Source organism: Lactococcus fujiensis JCM 16395, assembly GCF_002441655.1.
GTDB lineage: Bacteria > Bacillota > Bacilli > Lactobacillales > Streptococcaceae > Lactococcus > Lactococcus fujiensis.
This window is the reverse complement of record NZ_JXJU01000004.1, coordinates 107,711-129,425: the sequence shown is the minus strand read 5'-3', so window position 1 is coordinate 129,425 and position 21,715 is coordinate 107,711. Positions and strand designations below refer to the sequence as shown.

Genomic DNA, 21,715 nt, shown 5'->3' with positions numbered 1-21,715 from the left:
TATGATAGAGGAAGTAACACTTCAGCGAAGAGAGAATTATGTATAGAGTTGTGATGATGTATGGAACCGATGAACCTTGGTGGTTCTTCGAGGGCTGGAAAGAAGACATTATTTCAGTCAAAGAATTTGATAATTTTTCAAGGGCATTAAAGTTTTATAAAAATGAATGGCTTGATATGGCGAAAAAATTTGAAAAATATAAGAGTCAAGATGACCTGCTTTCGGCATTCTGGGAACCTCAGGATCAGATTTGGTGCGAAGAGTGTGCGGGGTATCAACAACAATATCATGGATTAGCCCTACTTGAGGACTGGCATCAATTACCAACAGAGAAAAAACGGTGGGCATATAGCAAACAAAGTGGCGAAAACCCCGCAAAATTTTGTTCAACCAAATTGGGGCACTTTGATACTTTATCAAGTGATCTTTATTAAGAAATTAGAATTGACTTTGTTTATACAGGGTCTTTTTTTAGTGAAAATTTATGAAAATGATTTGCTTTTGTTATTCTTTTATTATTTTGTACAATTAAATTAGAAAATGATTACGAAAGTGAGGAAAAGATGAAGAAATCAATAAATTTGACGATGGTCATTTTAAGTTTTTCCTTAATCGTTTATTTTATCTATTTATTTTTTCAAATCCTTCGATTCTTTCAACTGATTTAGTTTTCGAATTTATTTTTCGTTTGGGGGAACAAGTCTCAAGCGGAAGTTCTTGAAAAAATAGGTAAAAAGAGGTAGAATAACACTATCATAAAAACTCGATGGTCAAAGCTCGGGAAAATATGTTTTTTTTAGCGTTCTCAGATGCGGAAAACGTATTTTTCACTGGCTTTGGCTTTTTTGTCGCCAAAATAGTTGGTGATGAAAATAGTAAAAAATTTGGAGAAAATATGCAATTTCAAGAAGAATATGATGTGATCGTCATTGGAGCAGGTCATGCGGGCGTTGAAGCAGCTTTGGCTGCGGCTCGTATGGGAACCAAAGCCCTCCTTCTCACGATAAATCTCAATATGGTTGCCTTTATGCCTTGTAACCCGTCTGTGGGCGGTTCGGCAAAAGGAATCGTTGTCCGTGAAATCGATGCTTTAGGTGGCGAAATGGGACGTAATATTGACAAAACTTACATTCAAATGAAAATGTTGAATACAGGTAAAGGGCCAGCTGTGCGTGCGTTACGTGCTCAAGCTGATAAACAACTTTACTCTGATGAAATGAAGAAGACAATTGAACGTCAAGAAAATTTGACCCTCCGTCAAGGTATGGTTGAAGAAATTTTAACAGATGAAGCCAAAACTAAAGTCATCGGTGTTCGGACCCAAACCGGAACTTATTATGGAGCCAAAGCTATTATTGTTACGACAGGAACAGCACTTCGTGGCGAAATTATTATTGGTGACTTGAAATACAGTTCCGGGCCGAATAATTCTATTCCTTCAATTGGTTTAGCAGATAATTTACGTGATTTGGGCTTTGAAATAGGTCGTTTTAAAACCGGAACACCTCCTCGTGTTTTGAAAAGTTCGATTGACTATTCAAAGACGGAAATCCAACCGGGTGATGAAAATCCCAATCATTTTTCATATCTTTCAAAAGATGAAGATTATTTGAAGGACCAAATTCCATGTTATTTGACCTATACGTCAAATGCAACGCATGAAATCTTACGTGATAATCTTTACCGAGCACCTCTTTTCTCAGGAATTGTTAAAGGAGTAGGCCCACGTTATTGTCCATCGATAGAAGATAAAATCACGCGTTTTGAAGATAAGCCGCGCCATCAACTTTTCCTCGAACCAGAAGGGCGTAATACAGATGAGATTTATGTGGGTGGATTCTCTACCTCAATGCCTGAAGATGTTCAATTTGCTGCACTTAAAACTATTCCAGGGCTTGAAAATGTGGAAATGATGCGGACAGGGTACGCCATTGAATATGACATGATATTCCCGCACCAATTACGTCCAACGCTCGAAACAAAGTTGATTTCGGGCTTGTTTACAGCGGGGCAGACCAATGGAACATCAGGTTATGAAGAAGCTGCTGGACAAGGGCTTGTTGCGGGGATGAATGCAGCACTTAAGGTACTGGGGAAACCAGAAATGATTTTGAAACGCAGTGAGGCTTACATCGGTGTTATGATTGATGATTTAGTCACGAAAGGAACAATTGAGCCTTATCGTTTGCTCACTTCTCGTGCAGAGTATCGTTTAATTTTACGCCACGATAATGCAGATGTTCGTTTAACAGCCATTGGACGTGAAAAAGGACTTGTTGATGATGAGCGTTGGAGAGTCTTTCAAGCTAAGATGGATGAATTCAATCGGGAAATGACGCGCTTAAATACCGAAAAAATCAAACCTATACCAGAAACACAAGAAATTTTAGGAATGATGGGCTTTGGACCAATCAAGGATGCTTTTACAGCCGCTGATTTCTTAAAACGTCCTGAAGTTCATTATCAAGATCTTGTCAAATTTATTGGGGATGCACCGGAGCCAATTGATCGGACGGTCATAGATCTGATTGAAACTGAAGTAACCTATGCTGGCTACATCAAAAAGGCAATGGATCAGGTTGAAAAAATGCATCGCTTGGAAGAAAAGAAAATTCCAAAGTCGATGGATTGGGATCTTTTGGATTCGATTGCGACGGAAGCACGTCAAAAATTCAAAAAAATAAATCCTGAAACATTGGGGCAAGCGAGCCGTATTTCAGGTGTCAATCCTGCAGATATTTCTATTTTGATGGTTTATCTTGAAGCGCATTAATAATAAATCAAAAAAATGCTCAATTTATTGAACATTTTTTTGTTAAATTGAATAAGTAATAATTTATTGTTAAAATGGAAGAAAAGAATGGAGGGAAGATGCTTAAAAATATCATTTTTGATTGGGATAATACTTTGTTTCCTCTGCGTAAATACTGGGTTTCGGCCCATCGAAAAATTTTTCTTGAGTTGTTGCCGTTTGATAAGGTAACAATTGATGAATTTATGGAACAATATATTATATTTGATCATGAAATTTGGGAACAAATCCATGCTGGAAAAATATCAGTTGAGTTTGGACGCGAAGAGCGTGTTCGTCTTGTTTTAGACTATTTTAATATGCCTTATAAAGAACTCTTTATTAAAAATTTCTTTGATATTTATTTGACAGCTTTGATTGAAGAAATTGAACAAGATGATCATTTAGTCAATCGATTGCTTGCCTTATCAAAGCAATATTCGATTGCGATTTTGAGTAATGGCGACAGTTGGGAACAACGTGAAAAAATTCGACAATTTGGATTCAATAATCTATTTCCTGTCTACATTTCTGATGAAATTGGGCTGAAAAAACCTGATTTGGAAGCTTTCAAATTTGTTCTGGAAAATGAACATTTTAATGCCGTTGAAACAATCATGGTGGGGGACCATCTTGGCAATGACATTATTCCCGCCAAAAAAATGAGAATGACTACGATTTACATAGGTCCGGAAAATCATACCGTTGCAGATTATGAATTCGCAAATCTCGAGGCCTGCCTTGATTGGCTGGACCTAAAAACAGACTTATAGCGTCTGTTTTTTTATATATGGCGGTAAGAGAAAGTGATCTTGTTTTTTCAAAAAATCAAAGTTGTAAAGACCAGGTTGTTCAAATTTTAATCGATTCAATTTTACCTTGTTTTTCATTTCGGTAAAAAAATAAAAATCACCCTGAAGCTCTCCCGTAACGACGAGGACGATATTTTTTTGCTTGTTCTTTAGTTGCTCTAACCAACAATTTTTGTGAAAAACCTTAAAAATTCCATTTACTTCTGGGATATCAGGTTGTTTGTAATGTTGAAATGCATTATTGAGGAGTTTTTGATGGTTGGAAAAATCAGTTTGCGAAACGACCGTTTTCATCAAATGAATGTTTTCGTGGTCTACTAATTTATCAATAATTCCGGAAATTAAATTAAGGGAGTAAGGTTCATTATGGTTTTGACTATCATGCGCTTCTTGACTCGGCTGATTAATGATTTGGGGCAAGTGAAGGCTTGATAGAATCCCTTGACCAAACATGACTTTTCGGTGTGGAGACCAGTTTCGAGATTTATTTATTTCATTGGAAAGGTGCGTTAATTCAGTAAAGTTCATGGGTTTAGTCCTTTGAGTTTTGAATTTGTGATTTTGAGATGGTATTGGTTGGACAAGGCGTTATTAGTGGCATCAATGTATTATCTTCTCGGATTTCAAAAAGGTTCTTTTGATTATTGGGCAATTGTTTTGAGGTGTTTTGAATAATAATTTTCATTAATTTCAATTTCTAATCTTTCTAAGTTTGTTTATCATAATTTTATCATTTTTTTCTAATGTAATTAAATGATATACAAAAAAACTCCCGTAGGAGTTTCATTTTTGAACTTTATATTATTCATCATTTGTCAAATTTTCTTCTTTATCTCTTTTCTTTTTCTCATTGATAAGAAAGGCTAAGAATAATATGAGCGCCCCCTCAATGAGAAATTGTGGAATATCCCCTGTTTGTGCAAGGAATCCTTTTTGGTTTGGAAGAATGGAGAGTGTTGGACTACCTTTACTGTCCGTGCTGACAAGGAGAAGTTGACTGATTGGTCCTTCGAAAAAGTTTCTACTTTCGATAGCCTGTGCATAGAGATAATATTGGGTGTTTGGCTGGAGGTTAGTAAAGGTTGAACTGGTTTGCCAAAGACTTGGATCAGCGCTGTAAGTGCTGATAGAGGTAATATTATTCGATGTTGACAAGCGATAGACAGCAGTGTGTTGAGGGCTAAATGTACTCGGTGCTACTTGAGCGACTAGATCTAAGGCAAAGAGTGCTGATGCTTTGATGTCTTCATCACTAGGCAATTGATTAGGCAAAACGATTGCAGGACCATGGGTGTCGTAAAATGTTGGCTCGACCGAAAAGCTATCGGCATTGATTTCAAGCGGATTTAGCACGATTTCTGGACCACTTGCCTTGCTGATTCGTGTTTGAACATTTGCCAATTCATTGTCAGCCAAGATATAATTGGCCGCATCTTTTCCGACAAGTTTACCTCGACCGGACAGCGCATGGTGTCGCAATTGACCAGGTTGGTCTAAATTAACTTGTTCGTCAATCCTTCCATTCAATTCTTGATGCCCTAATAAATCAGAAATTGAATAAGCAACATCATCGTGGGCTTCAGGTAAAATTATTTGATCTGCATTGTCGAGTTGATGCATGATTCCGAGGCTGGCGTTTGCTAGTTCTAGTTGCGGACTTGCATAATGGAAATTGTGAGCCTCAAAACCATCTTCAGGACGTTCAATAGACCAGTTGGACTGATTTTTGTCAGCAATGAGTAAGGCATTGCCATCATAAGATTTTGTTAAGTTTATTTGTCCTACAAAATGTACCGGTCGAGGAAGAATGAGTCCACCGAGACCAATCACCTGATCGTCTTCTGACAGGGATTCAAAGGTAGGTTGGACAGCTACTGGATTTTCGAGTCCGATCTGAGCTGGAAAATCTGTGACACCTGCAATTGAATGACTCGGATCAATAATTTGGTAATTGCTAGCGTTGTCGCCAGAAATTCCCCAATTTGTAGCTGTGACGGTAACCGGAATTACATTGTCATCAAGATCGTAGGCGACATCAATATTGGCAATGCCTGCTGTATTTTCATAACGGGTCATACCTTGTATTTTATTGACAATTTCATTTTTAGTTGTGTCACTACTGACCGTTTGATCAATTGCGAGAATTCCATCTGTCAGCCCATTGACCTCGGTACCTTGCAAGTCTGGACTGTGAATTAAGTTGGCAGCAACGTTGACTTCACGGTCATACTGTTTGGCTGCGATTTGACCAGTAGTCCAATAAATTTGGCGTGGACTAATCGTACCAAGAAAACTTGCATTTTCAATTTTTTGTTTTAGAGCATCTGTGAGCTCGTAACTAATTCCGTCAATCGATATTTCTTTCAAGCTAATCTTGGCTTTAATAGATTTACCTTCTCCAACATGCCTGTTATCAAATTCGACTTGATCAAAACGAATAAAATCTGTCAGGTCAATCACTTGCTCGTTTCCATTCTCATCAGTAATGACAGTTGTGATGACCGGTTTTTGCTCAATTTCGGCAGTTTTGGTTCCATCATAAGCACGTTCTATGACTTGTCCAAGTTGAATTTGCCCGATTGTAAATGGTCTACCGTTATAAGACTCTTTTTCTGTATCGTATTTCTCGTCTTCTTGATCATCATTTGTTCCAACGATGATTTTTTGTCCAGTAATGGCGGCATTTTCAAAAGTATATTCAGTAGTTTTAGGATAAAGATAGTTTGCAAGAGCAGGGTATTGTTCGAGCATTTCTTGGTTTAAGAATGCGTCAAAATCGATTTTTCCATATTGGATTTGAGCTGGATTTTGTTCATCAAGCATGTAGAATTCAATGGGTAAATTGGCCGTCTGTGGGTCATATTTGACTGCCCAGTTTAATGGATTATTGAAGCCACTAATTTCTGCTGTTTTATTTTCGCTATCATAGAAATGAATGTTTTCAAGAATTTGCGTTTGGAGCTCTCCCAGTTGGAAGCTGGTCTTGACTTCATTGGCGAAAACCTCTTGTAATTCTGGCATCTTGTGAATGCTGGCCAGTGTTGTCTGGTCATAAAGACGATCATTGGTCTGTCCAATGGCCCATTCTAGTGGCGCAGGCAAAATTTTGCCAGTAAATAATCGTGCTTCCAAGTATTTCCATGCGCTGTCAGTGAGGATGACATTATAGTCTTCATGCTTGATTTCATTATTGTCAATCCAAACATTACTTTTATCAGCTGGATTATTTTGTGGATCGAAGGTTCGACTGACCTGAGAGGAAATGACCGTTTTGTTAATGGGGACAATTTTTCCTTGTGCCAACTCAGCTTGATTGACAGTCACATTTTTATTGTCAAAGTTGATGTGTTGTTTCCAGCTTTCATCAAAATTGAGTGATATTGTTTGAGTCAAAGGTGAACCAAGATGTTCTGGATCACCCCAATTTGATGCGACATCCACTTTCAATTGGGGGAGTAAATGGTTCTTGAGATCAGACTGTTCAATTGTTTTTGTTCCATTATACAACCGTTCAACTTGAGCCGGTTCGGGTAGAAGACGCTCAAGATTTGGTTCCTGTAGGCTGATTCCGTTGTGGAAATTAGTTTCATCAGTAACGATAAGCGGTAAAATTTCGCCCTGATAAAGTTCAACTCCCAGTTTGCTCAAGAATTGTGTTTTGTCCATGTCATTTGAAAAATTGAGCAGTCTTGTCTCGATGTTTGTAATGACGGTATTTATTTTTCGTTTCCCAACATTTGCTTCATCAAATTCAGATGACTCAGGCATGATGAAGTCGGCGTAGTCTTCATAAGGGATTTCCAATTCTATTTTACGTGTGATTGGTTTTTCAAGGTCATCGACCCAGGCACGCGCAATGTCATCCCATTTTTGCTCGTAGCCGGTTAATTCATCGAGGAGAATGACGACAGGGCGTTCCTGTTCAACGCTCACTTTATCGCCAAATGCAACCGTTGTGCCGTCATAAATTTTACGAATGAAACCTGCGGTCGTTTTAATTTCCATTTTCTCAATTAAATCTGGATTGAGTTGCCGAGATAAAATGGTTCCGCGGTAAAGTGATTGGCCAGACCAGCCTTTATCTGTCAGTTCTGATAATAAATCTAGATTTGCATCAGCTTGTTTCAAATATTGTTCAGCTCCAAGAAGAATCATTTGAACCACTTCATCACTGATGGAATAGTCATCAGTTGTAGTCCAGAGCTCTGTATTCTTCATATTCATCCAATGGGTTTCATTTTCAAGGGTTGGTCTTGATTCATTGTATTCGGTTTGTGGATCTATAGACTGGTAAATTTCGAAAGGTGAAGCTACTTGTTTTTCGGGTAAATCAGGAGCTTGAGGTTGACGAAGAAATTCAACATAGGCATTCAAGTCAGTATAGCCTTCGGGAATTTGTCCTCCCTCCAAGCTCCCTTCGGTCAATAAGAAAATTTGTGCCCACTCCTTTAAGTTGTTAAAAGTCAGAGCAGTGGTGCCATCCCACTCTTTTTCATAATGGCCAGGACTAATATGTAAATAGTTGAGCCAATTGTCCATCGTAATCTCGAGTGGTTTGATCTGACCAAAATAAAGATAGCGTGTGAGGTACTCTTGAGCGCTCAAACCAAGGTCATTATATGTAATATTTTTATCATTGAATATCGGATTGGTTACATTGATATTGTGATCGTATGTTTGAGCGACTGGTTTCTCTTCACCAGCGGCATAGGATTCTCTGTATCTTAATGCTGATTTGCTATCGCCATATTCAATGGGACCAGTATAGACATCATCTTCTAGTAAATTTTCATCCAGACTTAATTCGCCTTGAACACCGTGCCCCACGTAAGAATAATTACTCTTTTGCATATCGAGCCAAAGGGTTTGGTGACTTTTTGCATTTTGATAACGTCCATCTAGGTTTTCGAAATAGGGGAGATCAAAGGCCACATCAAAAGTGCCAAGGTTTTTATTCTCTTTTTCAATGACGTGGTCAAAAGTAGCATTGTTTAGGCCGTTCCATGTCTTACTTATATAGCCATGTGTTAATATGTTAATGTTTTCTTTACTGAGCTCAGTCGGAGTTATTACTGCTGGATAAAAGGCAGGTTGGCCAAATAAACGTTCTTTCCCTTTGGCTTGAGTAAGTTTTGAAATTCCGTCGTCATCAGATTCCAACAGTACTTTGGTTAAAGGTAATTTTGGCAATCCAATTGCATTGTAACTCGTTCCATCAGAGTGTTTCAGACTATAATTTGAAACGCCTTGATGTTTAATTTTTGTTGCGCTACTTGAATCATCTCGTCCCGATTTGGATTGGAGCCAACTCAGATAAGTCTGCCCATTTTCCGTTTTCATTTCGCTGTCATCACTGACCCATTCAGCAAAAGCAATTTCTGAAAGCCATTCCGCATAGCTTAAGAGGCCATCATTTTTGGCATCGATCCAAGCTGTTTTTTGTTCGTTGGACCAATTGAGATAGGTTGTTCCCATATTACCAGCCGATTTCCAAGCTTCAAAATTGTCAAATAAGGGCAAATAATTTGAGGGATTCATTTGGTAGCGGCGTTCCTTAAGGCTGATTAATTTATCAGCATGGAAATAATGCTCTGGATGTTCCCCATCAAAGTAAGCTTGGGCTTTAGCATTGATTTCGGAAGTGTTTGCACGATGAGTAAAGTACAGGCGTGCTTCATTTCTCAAGTTCTCCGTATCATAGTTTTCAAGAGAATGTTGAAGTCCCCAATAAGTATCACGCGACTGCGGAGGATCTGTCTTCAGAAAATAGGGTGCCGCTGAAACATTAGAAAAAAGTGTGTCAATTTCCAGTAAATTGAACGGGTCTAAAGTTAATGAAAGATCGGCAGAATCGAATTCGGCCCAACCACGAACAGGGAGGACGCCGTCTCCTGGGATTAATGACAGCCCTTGTCCATTAGACTTGACATGCCGTAATTCAGGCTCAGACAGGATTTCATACACATTTTTAGTTCCGTCATAACGTTTTCCTGCAACTCTGCCAGGCGTCCAAGATAATTCACGTGGAATAATTTCAGCCGCACTATATTCTTTGCTTTGATAAACATTAGAGATCAGAATGGCTGAAAATTGGTCCCAGTCCTCAATTGCGTTCTCATACTGTCCTTTTAAATCGCCACCTTTGAAAATTAAACTCTCCAACTCTTTATCAATTGGTGCCTTGATGTCTTCTTGGAAATTCGGATTGGTCATCGTTCCGAACATATTTTTCTTAGCCAAATTTAATATTTGTAACCTGGCTTGATCAGAAAGATTTTTTTCTCCCAACATGAATGTCGATTCAAAGCGCCATTGAAGTCCGTCGGTTGGCTCAGTTGAAATTGTACTGTCATAAACATCACTTGGACCAGTTAATTGCTCATTGAGATTAAGATGGATTCGATTTGCTCCTGCATTCAGGTCTAGTTTTGATTTGATGTAAGCATTTGGAGCATTCACTTGGGTAAGGTCATCTGACCCAAAATGCAGATTGTGAACTTCGATTTCTATTTCTGAAGCCATGATTGGACTCCCAGGCAGCTCCCGATAAATTGCTTCTGAGTAATCAAACCCACTATTTTCTTTGTCAGCGGTGACAATTTCATAACTGACCCCGTCATGAATGAACGTTTCATTATCGTGAAGTTCCATCGCCCTCTCAATACTGATGGGCAAGGTCTTGTAAAGAATAATATTGAACTTAGGCAATGTTTTGATGGAAGCTTCTGTTTTGCCATCGTACTCACGTGTTTCAATTTCACCAGGAATAAATCGTAACTGTCCAGCTTGGATTTCTTCAGCAGTAATCAGTCCAGGCGGGATCCTACCATCGGATATGTCAATTTTGGCAAACTCTGGTTTGTCACCTGTACTCACTCGAGTCTGATAATTTTCCAAATTTACTGGTAGGCCTTGAATATTGGGATTGACCATACTTTTCTGAACGTTTTGCCACTGCCATTCACCAATTCCAATTTTTTCGTCTAAATATCTAAAACTATCTGGACCTGTAATTAAGACAATTTCATCAGATTTTTTCATCATATCCTCAATCTTGATCGCCTGCATGACGTAATCAACGGTAATACCCGTACCTTCAAGAGAGGCTTCAGTGCCTTCAAGTAATTGAGTTAAATGGTTTCTCATGGTTTGAATAGCTCCATTGACTCGATCAGCTTCATCAGCATCATTAAGGAGATTAAGTTCAATTTGAATTTTTTCGGTCAATTCCCCCAAGTCTAATTCGATAAAATCAAAAGCGTAGTCAAATTGAATCTGACCGCTTGCGACACTTAGGGTTGGTAAAGCACCAACAGCGTTCAAATCAATTTTTTGTTTGACTTTGTCATTCTCATAAATTGGCTGTCCGTTGTCATCTAATTCATCTACCATGACGGAAGATTTCAAGATAAACGGGGTACCGTCATAGGTTTTTTGATTGAGCCGACCAGAAATCCATTGGGCAAACGCTGGGGTGATAATTCCATCTTTCCAGGCTACCCATTCTCCCGTTTGAGGTGTTTCTTGTGGTGCTGTCCATTCACCATTGTCGTCCACAGGTGATTTTTTGTCTTGCAAGTTAGAAGCATCGTAATGATTAATTTTAGTTGAATCGGGGGTCAAGTCGATGCTCTCTATTAAAGCTTCAGGAGATAGAGTACCCGAAAGAAAAATTTGCATGAGTTGATTCATTAATTCAGTCTGTTCGGGATGATGAGGTGAGAAAATTTTGCTCCAGTCAAAATTTTGATCTCCATTGTAAGAAAGAATGAAGTTACTAACCTCATCACCAGATGGGTTCAATATTTTCATTACTTGCTTGTCTGTCCCAGCATTTTCATCTTGATATTGCACCGTCCAATTTTTATCCAAAGTAACTTTGAAAAAATCAGTTGAATTGTAATAAATTAAAACTTCAGGTGCTATTTCAATTTCAGCAACAAGATTTTCGGCCGAATAAGAGCGCGTGACAGTTCGCCCTTGTCGGAAGTCAATCATCGGAGCTTTAGCAATATCAAATGGTGTGATTCTTGCCGTTCCAATGTCAAATACAAGGCGATAATTATTGGCATGTGAACCAGTCAAACCGACGTCTCCATTGGTTATGACTTTTTTATTATCACCAACATTGGCATTTTCAAATTCAATTGTAATATCCTGAGCAAGATGGACGTGTGAATTCTCTTCATCTATTTTTCCTGATTTTATTGTCGTATCGGGGTAGCGGATTTGATCGAAAAAGGCTGAATTTTGTTCTGGCCCTTTATTGGGTACCCATTCTGCTTTCGTCGTACCATCCCACATTTTATCGGTCACCTCACCTTGAACGGTAATTTCTTTAGGTGCAATGTAGAGATTCCCTGTGTCAAACTGCTGCCCATTGGTTGATTTTTCAGTCGCGCGAAAACGATAGTTTTCGCCGAGATAGGTTTTAAATGCATTCGACTTCATATCAAAGACATTGTTTTGTGGTGTCATACTCGCTAAATAATTTGGTAGCGGGTTCATTGAATTGAATTTCAAAGTGATATATCCGTCGCTGTAGCAAATTCGAGTAGTCTCGTGAATCCTAAATTCTTCAGACCAGCTGACAATAATTTCAGGCTTTTGACCTTTGAGGGCTTCATTTGTACTCCCGATAAGTTCGTATGTGTAATCGCTCAATGCAGTGCCTGATTTATCATATTGACCTGCAACCGAACTTGATGCGTCCACTTGAAAAATTTCACTAATTTGAATTGTCACATCATAATCATCGTGCTTTTTAGTTGGAATAACTGGAGGAATGTCAGAACTGACAATGGCACGTGCCTGATTGAAGTCAATCCCTGTAATTTCTGCCCCAAAGAGATCATTGCCATATACAATTGGATAATTGGCTCCGAATAAATAATAAAGAAATGGGATATAGGGCTGCTCTGGACCGAATCCCAAAAGTGGAAATTGAAGTTTGCTCGAATTATAAATCCAGTCACGACCTCCCCAAGTACCAAAATTAGTAAAGCTCGATCCTGAAATTTCACCCAGTTGATCAGTCAAACCATAAGTTCCAGGGTTTCGAAGTGCGTCAGCTGACAATGGAGCCCCATTGATATTTTTTTCATTGTTATTTGGAATGTTCGTGGATGACACATAACCAGCCCAACGCCAATTCCCTGCGTTGATGTTTGCCATACTGGTATGAACGGCAATTGCACCCCCGTTTGTTCCTCCAGACAAATCAAGGGAACCAATGACGAAATTATAATTAATCAGTGGTTTTCCTGTATCACCCCCGTAAATGCCTGCTGCTTGCCCTGACGACCATGACAACAATACCTTTGTAGAGGAGTAGCAATAAAGAATCTGGTTTCCACCTTGCCCTAAAAGACCGCCAACAAAATTTGCTCCCTCAACAATTGTTCCTGTGAAATAACATTGGGTGATTTGAACCGAAGTAGCCGCACGTCCAGCAAGACCCCCAACGCATTGGTTTCCATAAATACTGCCCTGTGCCCAAGAAGTTGAAATGTTTCCATAAACATCACCAACTAGGCCACCCACATTGCATGCAGTGTTTGTATTTGAATTGTTACGCATGGGAGCAATCACATCGCCGACTGAGTATGACCAAGTCAAACGTGCCGTGGTAACGGTCGCATTTCCGAGTTGACCTACGAGACCACCAAAATTATTACCCGTAAGTAGAGAATTGTCGACGCCAACTGGGACTAGGTTATCATTCATATCTCTTGCTGTTACAGTACTTGTTCCCTCTTTAACGGCACGTGAGTTTTCATTCCACCACCCCGCAAAAGTATTGTTGACACTGGCATTTGTTCTTCCTACAAGACCTCCTACATTACCATAACCAGAGACTTGACCTGTGGCGAAAGAGAAGCCGCACAAGAAGTCATCTTGCCCGTCAATCAATGCAGGAATAAGTTCACGGTTCGAGCCAACAATTTGTCCCTGTGAAAAACCAACGAGTCCACCGACATCAATGCCTGAATTATTTGCGCCTGAAACGCGATGACCGATAACATTCCCTAACGCATAGCTGTCGGTAATATTCATGGAGCCGTTTATTCCAACGAGTCCACCCGTGTAACGTCCGATATCAGCAGATGGAGCTCCCCCAGGATTGGTTGTCGAAAGACCAGTATTTTCAACATGACCAGTGGCATAGGAACGCAGGATAGTAGAAGCAGTTTCACCGACAAGACCGCCAATTTTAGAATGGGTTCCCGTTACCTTTCCAGTAGCATAGGTTTCAATAAGCCGAGAATTAGAGTTTACAGCACGACCAACCAAGCCACCAACCCAATAAATACCATTGACTTCACCTGTTGCCCAAGATTTCTCGATACTTGTTCCGTTGGCTCCAGTCCACTCACCCACTAAACCACCAATTGAATGATTGCCTGAGACAGAGGCTGCCGAACTACTTTCAGAAATAGAAGAACCAACCTCACTAAATCCAGCCAATCCCCCAACGAAGGCCGAACCAGAAACGCTTGTTCCACTTAGAACGTGACAACGAGTAATTTGCCCTTCGTTGTTACCACCGACCAGCCCACCGATGGATTCATAGTTTCCACCGCTCACACGGCCACCAACACTAACATTTTCTATGTGTCCATTATTATAATGCGCTAGAATTCCCAAACGGTCCCGTGTTGTTGAAATCTCCGCATTTTGAATGGTTAAATTTTTGACAGAAGCATTTTTTGCGATGATATTAAAAAGTCCTTGACCTTGTAAATTATTGATGGTTTGACCGTTGCCATCAAAATGACCTGTAAACTCTCCACTCGTGTTGCCTATGGGAGACCACGTATTATTCTGCTCAAAGTTATAGATTCCTGCTGAAAGTATATAATAAAAGGAACCACCAGCTAATGTCTTAAAATCATTAATATGGCCTTCAAAAGAGGTTTGATTACCAACAGTATCTTCTGATAGTACCACCGAGAAAAGTTGATTTTGCCACCCGTTTTCGATTTGATTGATTAATTTGAGTTGATCGAGAGAATCTAAAACAAACGGCCTTTCAATACTCCCCATCCCTTCGACAAATCCCAATTTTTGGCCAAGATCTTGCCCAATGATTTCTGCATTAGATGCTGAAATAAGATGCTTATCAAATCCTTGAAAATCCAAAATTTCAGAAGACCATCTAGGCATTACGAGTGGCGTTTCAATTTCTGTCGAAGAGGGATCACCAGATGGTGGAGAACCGTCTCCGCCATCGCCGGATGGATGTTCATTTTCAGAATTCAAAGCGGATTCTTCTTTGGCTTTTTCTTCATCCTCGCGTTTTTTGCCTTCAGCAACGGCCATGGCATTTTCTAAATTACCAGCGGCTTTGTTAAGGTCAACTTGTGTCGCATTGGACACATTGCTTGCTTCTGAATAAGCCACGTAGGTCTGAGCTGTTTGTGAAAGCAGGAGGGTGCAAAGCATTAAACCTCTAATAATTCTTTGTTTTGTACTTGTTTTAGTGTCTTTTGGCATCTTATTCTCCATTTATGGTTTTCTAATATTATATTAATTATTTTCTCATAATATATTAATATTCAAGAATGATATACAAAGTCCAAATAATTCTCGTGATAAGCTATTAATTTCTTGAAAAATGATATTATTTGACAGAGAACAATTCTTGTGTTATACTGGTTAAGTTGAAAAGCAGAAGCACCCGCTTCTCGCCTTAGAGGTTATAGCCCTGGGCAAACGAATGGAATTATTCACAAAAACGAATGTTTTCATGAGCGGGGCGAGATTGTCGTTCCGCTTTTGTTTTTCTTAAATATTATTTATTAGAAGGAGAACGAACATAGCTAAACAAGACAATAGAAAACCTATGATGAACGGTGCAATCCGTGCTCGTGAGGTACGTCTCATTGGTGCAGAGGGTGAACAACTTGGAGTAACACCAACAAGTGAAGCACTCGCTCAAGCTGAAACGCTTAACATGGACTTGGTTTTGATTTCTAATCAAGAACCACCTGTTGCTAAAATCATGGATTATACAAAATTCATGTTTGAGCAAAAGAAAAAGCAAAAAGAAGCGAAAAAGAAACAAGCAGTTGTTAGTGTAAAAGAAGTTCGTCTATCACCTGTGATTGACCAAAACGACTTTGACACAAAACTTCGTCAAGCTATTAAATTCCTTGAAAAAGGGGATAAAGTTAAGGTTTCAATCCGATTTAAAGGTCGGATGATAACCCACCAAGATGTGGGTCGTCAAGTGATGGACAAGTTCGCGCAAGCAACAAAAGATTTTGCTGTCGTTGAACAAAGAGCCAAAATGGACGGTCGTCAGATGTTCTTACAACTTGCTCCAATTAAAAAATAAGAGCAACTTGAATCGAATTGACGAACGTCAAAGGGTTTCTAACCCTTAAATTTAATTAAGGAGAAAATAAAATGCCAAAACAAAAAACTCACCGCGCATCTGCAAAACGTTTCAAACGTACAGGTTCAGGCGGACTTAAACGCTTCCACGCTTACACATCTCACCGTTTCCACGGTAAGACTGTAAAACAACGTCGTCAATTGCGTAAAGGTACTATGGTTTCTAAATCAGACTTCAAACGTATTAAACGTATGCTTGTAGGGATGAAATAATTAAATTTAATTCATTTTAGTTAAAACAAGCACTGTCAATTCGATCTTTCAGATTTTACTTGTGTATTATCAAGGAAATAAGGTTGTCTGACAGAAAAATAAATTTGAAAAAAACTGTCAGTACGGACAGAATTAAAAATTTCTAAGAAATAAAGGAGAAACACAAATGGCTCGTGTTAAAGGTAGCGTTGCAACTCGTGCGCGTCGTAAACGCGTTTTAAAACTCGCTAAAGGATATTATGGTGCTAAGCACCGTCTCTTCAAGACTGCTAAAGAGCAAGTCATGAATTCATACTACTACGCATTCCGCGATCGTCGTCAAAAGAAACGCGACTTCCGTAAATTGTGGATTGCACGTATCAATGCAGCTGCACGTATGAATGGACTTTCATACAGCAAATTGATGCACGGTTTGAAACTCGCTGATATCGAAATCAACCGTAAAATGCTTGCTGACCTTGCTATCGCTGACGCTGCTGCATTTACTGCACTTGCTGATGCTGCAAAAGATGCACTCGCAAAATAATCAATTAAAAAGCCGCTTGGCTTTTTTTGTTGCAATAAAAATCGATAAAGGTTGCGATTATTAGAGTGGTTGTGATAATATTATGACATGAACACAGAAATTATTATTGGAAAAAATAATTGGTTGAAAATTAAGCGCATTACCCAAAATATTGCCATGACCCTTATGTTTTTGCTGAGTTTAAGTAATGTCATTGGGTTTTATATCTGGCGAATTCATCCATTTGGTTATAATCGAACCTTCAATTATTATCGCTTTGTTGCACCATTTGGGCTGAGTACCCATTTCATTCTAGCTTTTGTACTTGGCTTTATTGGCTTGCTTGTCAGTGTCAATCTTTTTCGTTATGTCCGCTCGGCATGGATAATTGCCATGGTGACTCAATCTGTTTTACTCGGTTTACATTTGTTGCTGACGGGTCATGTCTTTGCTTTGAGTACCTTCATTTCATTGTTCATATTGATTGTCCTAGGAGCAACCTACAAAGATTTTAAACGTTCATCTGAACGCTTATCTCTAAAACGTGGCTTAATCATAGCCGCAGTACCAATAGCAATGGCTCTTTTCAATACAATTTTATCAATGAGTATTTTGAGTGATGATTATCAGGGTGCGCATAATGCTGTCTTGAGTTTTAATGATTCATTGAAATTTTTATTTCTGATGGATACGAATCTCTCCAAATACACTTCCGAAGTACATCTCTTTGCACTGTCTTTAATCATTGTGAGCTGGGTTTGTATCGTCATCGCTGCATTGCTCGTTTTGAAACCGCTGGTTTATAACCCTTTTGTGAGTTCAATTGAACGCAAGAAAACTTATGATTTAGTTAATCGTTTTGGCAAAAATCCTATGGATTATATGACTTTGATGAGTGACAAGCATTATTTTTTTGGGGAAATGACAGAAGGCGTTATTGCCTATGTTATGGTGAACAATATCATGGTCATTTGTGGTGATATTATTTGTGCAAAAGAAGATGCGGTTACATTTTTATCTGAAATTCGTCGATTTGCTTATAAAAACAATTGGAAGCTACTTTTCATGGATATCACTGAGGAGTTCCGTACGGCATATGAAGATTTAGATTTTGGCATGATAAAAATTGGCGAGGATGCCTGTGTACGCTTGTCAGAATTTACATTAAGTGGTAAACCACGTGCGAAAGTGCGTGCAAATATTAATCATGCGAAGAAAAATGGACTCGTTGTGAAAGAATATGAACCGCTGAAACAACGCAATCAAGCCGTTGAACACGAAATTAACGAAATCTCTCAAGAATGGTTTAAACAAAAAGGTGCCGAAATGGGCTTTATGCTTGGTGGTTTAGCTCTTGAAAATCCTTTGGGACGGCGTTATTTTTACTCTGAAAATGCAGATGGGCAAATGCAAGCTTTTATTATTTTTGTTCCTTATGCTCAAGGCAGTGGATATATGGCTGATGTGACGCGTCGAAGAGACGCGGCACCAAACGGAGCGATGGAAATTATTTTTGCACAGGCTTTTGAAAAAATGGCCCAAGAGGGAGTGACATGGGGAAATATTGGCCTCTGCCCTCTTGCCAACATGGACAAGGATGATAAGTCGATTACGACTCAGTTATTCCAATTTGTCTATGAAAATCTGAACGGAGTTTACGGTTTTAAAGGGCTCTATCAGGCCAAGAAGAAATGGGCTCCAACTGATTGGCAACCTCGATACATTGCAATTTCGCCTAAAACTTTTGGCCCTAATTTTGCTTACGCAATGATTAAAGCACAAAATCCAAAGGGGATAAACAAGATGATACTTGAGAAATTAAAGATACATGGTGAGAATTAAAATCCTCTTAGGAGGATTTTTTTTTATTCAAAATGTAATGACATTGAACCATTCTTATGATATTTAAACTGATATTTAATCTGATATTTAATCGTTTTCCAAATTTATTTTATTTTAATTGTTGACACAATTATATTAAAAGTATATAATCTAATTTAACTTAATGTATTCTTAAAATTACAAAATACAATATATTTGTATTACTTATTTTAGGAGATAAAGAGGAAAAAAGGGATGAATAATGAGATTTTATTAACGACAAAAAACGTCAGTGTTGCTTTTCGAATAGATGGGAGATTTTATAATGCAGTTTATAAAATGAGTTTAGATGTTCATCGAGGAGAAGTGCTCGCAATCGTTGGAGAGTCGGGTTCAGGTAAATCGACCTTTGCGACCGCCATAATGGCATTACACAATCCTAAACAAACTAAAATAACGGGGTCAATAAAGCTTGAGGGTGAAGAAATCGTCGGAAAAGTTGGTGATCAGATGGCAACGATTCGAGGGAAAAAAGTTGGCATGATTTTTCAAGATCCATTGGCTGCATTAAATCCACTTATGAAAATCGGTTTTCAAATTGTAGAAGCGATGGCTGTTCATGCCATTTATTCAGAAAGGCAACAAAATGCCCGAATGCTTCAGCTTCTCAATCAAGTCGGTATTGCAAATCCAGAACGAATCGCTAATCAATTTCCTCATCAGCTATCTGGAGGAATGCGACAGCGAGTAATGATCGCAATTGCGATTGCCAATAATCCAGATTTGATTATTGCTGATGAGCCAACAACCGCTTTGGATGTTACCATACAAGCTCAAATTCTAGATTTGATTTTGGAAGTACAAAAGAAAAAGAATGCAGGAGTCATTATCATTACGCATGATTTAGGCGTGGTTGCTGAAATTGCAGATACAGTGGTGGTCATGTATGCCGGGCAAGTTGTTGAACAAGGACCAGTTTCAGAAATATTCAATAATCCAAAACATCCCTACACGCGCTCTCTTTTGAGGTCAATTCCTTCAGCTGATACGGTTTCAGATGAGCTCTATGTCATCCCAGGAAAAGTGCCGTCATTAAATCAAATGGAACATGATAAAGACTTATTTTTGCTAAGGGTTCCATGGATGAAAAATCAAGCTCAGACTGTTATTTCTGAAGCATTGGCAGAAGTATCCCCCCTTCACTATGTCCGCGGTGAAGCTTGGAGAAGGTTTAAATTTCCAGATCAAAAGAAAGAAGCAGCTCATGACTGAATTGTTGAAATTAAATAATTTGAAAGTACACTATCCGATAAGATCTGGTTTTTTAAACCGAATTACAGGTCAAGTTTATGCGGTTGATGGTGTTGATTTGAATATCAGTGAAGGAGAAACCGTTGGACTAGTTGGGGAATCGGGCTCAGGGAAAACAACGATTGGTAAAATAATAGTCGGACTTGAGCAAATGACGGCTGGGCAGCTTATCTATCAAGGTCAAGATATTAGTAAGAAAAGAGTCAGAAATAAAATACAATACAACAAAGATGTTCAAATGATTTTTCAAGACTCGATGTCAAGTCTGAATCCTCGCAAAACGATTTATGATATTATCGCTGAACCGATAAGAAATTTTGAAAAATTAGAACCAATTGCCGAGAAAAAAAGAATTCTTCAATTGTTGGATATCGTTGGTTTACCCCAAGAAACGCTGACACAATATCCGCACCAATTTTCAGGAGGGCAACGGCAAAGAATCGGAATCGCTCGCGCTGTTTCTACAAATCCAAAATTGATTGTGGCCGATGAGCCTGTTTCGGCATTAGATTTATCCGTTCAAGCTCAAGTTTTGAACTTCATGAAACAAATTCAGAAAGAAATGAATATCGCCTTTTTATTTATTTCACACGACTTAGGTGTGGTACGACATATGACAGACAATATTGCAGTCATGCATTATGGGAGGATTGTTGAAAAAGGCTCACGTGATGCAATTTTTAATCATCCAGAACACATCTATACGAAAAGACTTTTGTCGTCAATTCCCTCAATAGATATTTCAAAAAGAGAATAAAATAAAAGATACCGTAAAGAAGTGGAACTAAACTTTGAAAATCAAAAGAATAGATATTATGGAATTGACGGACGTGCCTTGCCATTGAAAAAAATTGGAAACATGCACTGGGCTGCTTTACCAGATGGAGAGGAAAAATAAATGTGGAAAGTAATTGTTAGACGCATCTTGTTGATGGTTCCTCAGCTCTTTATCTTAAGCATCTTAGTATTTTTATTTGCAAAAATGATGCCCGGTGATCCATTTACTGGATTAATTGGAGCAAAAACTGATTTGCACCAACTTGTTGCACTTAGGAGGGCCGCAGGATTAGATGATCCTTGGTGGAAACAATACATTCGTTGGATTGGCAACGCATTACATGGTAATTTAGGCATGTCATACAATTTGCACATGCCAGTAACAACAGTCATTGGTCAAAGGGCAATCAATACCTTTTGGCTCTCCCTTTTATCAGTAATCATGACTTATTTATTTGCAATTCCAATGTCGATTTCTGCAGCCAAGAATGAAAGCAAATGGCAAGACAAACTTTGGTTGACTTATAACTCCATTACTTTTGGTATCCCCCCTTATGTCGTCTATCTGTTAATGATTGTTATTTTTGGATTTACACTTAAGTGGTTTCCCACTGGCGGGACGGTTAGTCCGAATGCAGTTGGCTTCTTTCCTGTTCTAATTAGCAGAATATATCATATGATTTTACCTGCATTTTCGATGGCAATATTGGGAACAACCGGAATATTTACTTACTTCAGGTCGGGAATTCTTGATGAAGAAACTCAAGATTATGTAAAAACGGCGCGTGCCAAGGGGGTCAAGGAGAAATTTATCTTCACTCGCCACATCTTGAGGAATGCCTCGCTTCCCGTTGCAGCATATCTTGGCTTTGTTATTACGGGCCTTTTGAGTGGAGCTATTTTTGCTGAAACTATTTTTGGCTATCCTGGGCTCGGTTATTTATTCATTCAATCGATCACGGGAAGGGACTACTCGATGATTACGGCATTGATATTGCTAAATGGCTTTTTGGGACTCCTTGGAGCATTGTTATCAGATATTATTATGGCGATTGTTGATCCTCGTATCAGGATTGAGTAGGGGGA

11 protein-coding genes, 1 pseudogene and 1 other annotated feature are annotated in these 21,715 nt (G+C 38.9%); of the genes and pseudogenes, 10 read left to right on the top strand and 2 right to left on the bottom strand.

The window, feature by feature from the left end; all coding sequences use genetic code 11:
• Window positions 1-38: 38 nt before the first annotated feature.
• The 3 genes from RT41_RS04500 (at window position 39) to RT41_RS04490 (ending at window position 3,564) form a co-directional block, all read left to right on the top strand.
• The gene (locus RT41_RS04500) at window positions 39-434 is read left to right on the top strand and encodes a DUF1033 family protein (protein ID WP_096817740.1); all 396 of its coding nucleotides are present in this window, start codon (window positions 39-41) and stop codon (window positions 432-434) included.
• A 461-nt stretch (window positions 435-895) separates the two neighbouring features.
• Window positions 896-2,773 (top strand): tRNA uridine-5-carboxymethylaminomethyl(34) synthesis enzyme MnmG, encoded by a 1,878-nt coding sequence (gene mnmG, locus RT41_RS04495; protein ID WP_096817842.1) that lies wholly within the window; start codon window positions 896-898, stop codon window positions 2,771-2,773.
• Between the two features lie 98 nt (window positions 2,774-2,871).
• Entirely contained in the window at window positions 2,872-3,564 is a 693-nt protein-coding gene (locus tag RT41_RS04490; RefSeq protein WP_245811590.1) for an HAD family hydrolase, read from the top strand.
• On the opposite strand, the gene RT41_RS04485 is transcribed toward RT41_RS04490, so the two are convergent.
• Both RT41_RS04485 and RT41_RS04480 read right to left on the bottom strand, forming a co-directional pair.
• The gene (locus RT41_RS04485) at window positions 3,559-4,131 is read right to left on the bottom strand and encodes a hypothetical protein (protein WP_096817736.1); all 573 of its coding nucleotides are present in this window, start codon (window positions 4,129-4,131) and stop codon (window positions 3,559-3,561) included. The genes RT41_RS04490 and RT41_RS04485 overlap by 6 nt on opposite strands.
• 273 nt (window positions 4,132-4,404) lie before the next feature.
• Window positions 4,405-15,099, bottom strand: a complete 10,695-nt coding sequence (locus RT41_RS04480) for a GLUG motif-containing protein (protein ID WP_096817734.1) — start codon at window positions 15,097-15,099, stop codon at window positions 4,405-4,407.
• Window positions 15,100-15,265: 166 nt separating this feature from the next.
• Window positions 15,266-15,393: a sequence feature (ribosomal protein L20 leader region), on the top strand.
• Window positions 15,394-15,448: 55 nt separating this feature from the next.
• Between RT41_RS04480 and infC the strand changes: the two genes are divergently transcribed.
• The 7 genes and pseudogenes from infC to oppB all read left to right on the top strand — a co-directional run bounded on the left by infC (window position 15,449) and on the right by oppB (window position 21,710).
• Complete coding sequence (infC, locus tag RT41_RS04475) at window positions 15,449-15,943, top strand: translation initiation factor IF-3 (RefSeq protein WP_219524937.1); 495 nt, start codon at window positions 15,449-15,451, stop codon at window positions 15,941-15,943.
• A gap of 71 nt (window positions 15,944-16,014) precedes the next feature.
• A complete protein-coding gene (rpmI, locus tag RT41_RS04470) occupies window positions 16,015-16,215 on the top strand; it encodes a 50S ribosomal protein L35 (RefSeq protein ID WP_096817730.1) in 201 nt (66 codons plus the stop codon).
• Between the two features lie 166 nt (window positions 16,216-16,381).
• On the top strand, window positions 16,382-16,741 hold the full coding sequence (gene rplT / locus RT41_RS04465) for a 50S ribosomal protein L20 (protein ID WP_054639601.1): 360 nt from the start codon (window positions 16,382-16,384) through the stop codon (window positions 16,739-16,741).
• 87 nt (window positions 16,742-16,828) lie between these two features.
• On the top strand, window positions 16,829-18,562 hold the full coding sequence (locus RT41_RS04460) for a bifunctional lysylphosphatidylglycerol flippase/synthetase MprF (protein ID WP_096817729.1): 1,734 nt from the start codon (window positions 16,829-16,831) through the stop codon (window positions 18,560-18,562).
• A 234-nt stretch (window positions 18,563-18,796) separates the two neighbouring features.
• Window positions 18,797-19,813 carry an ABC transporter ATP-binding protein gene (locus RT41_RS04455; protein WP_096817727.1) on the top strand — a complete coding sequence of 339 codons (1,017 nt, stop codon included), beginning with the start codon at window positions 18,797-18,799 and terminating at the stop codon, window positions 19,811-19,813.
• Window positions 19,806-20,750 (top strand): annotated as a pseudogene (locus tag RT41_RS04450) (ATP-binding cassette domain-containing protein). Before RT41_RS04455 ends, RT41_RS04450 begins: the two are co-directional and overlap by 8 nt.
• Window positions 20,751-21,710, top strand: coding sequence for a murein tripeptide/oligopeptide ABC transporter permease OppB (gene oppB, locus RT41_RS04445; RefSeq protein WP_096817723.1), 960 nt, complete (start codon window positions 20,751-20,753; stop codon window positions 21,708-21,710).
• The last annotated feature ends 5 nt before the right edge of the window (window positions 21,711-21,715 follow it).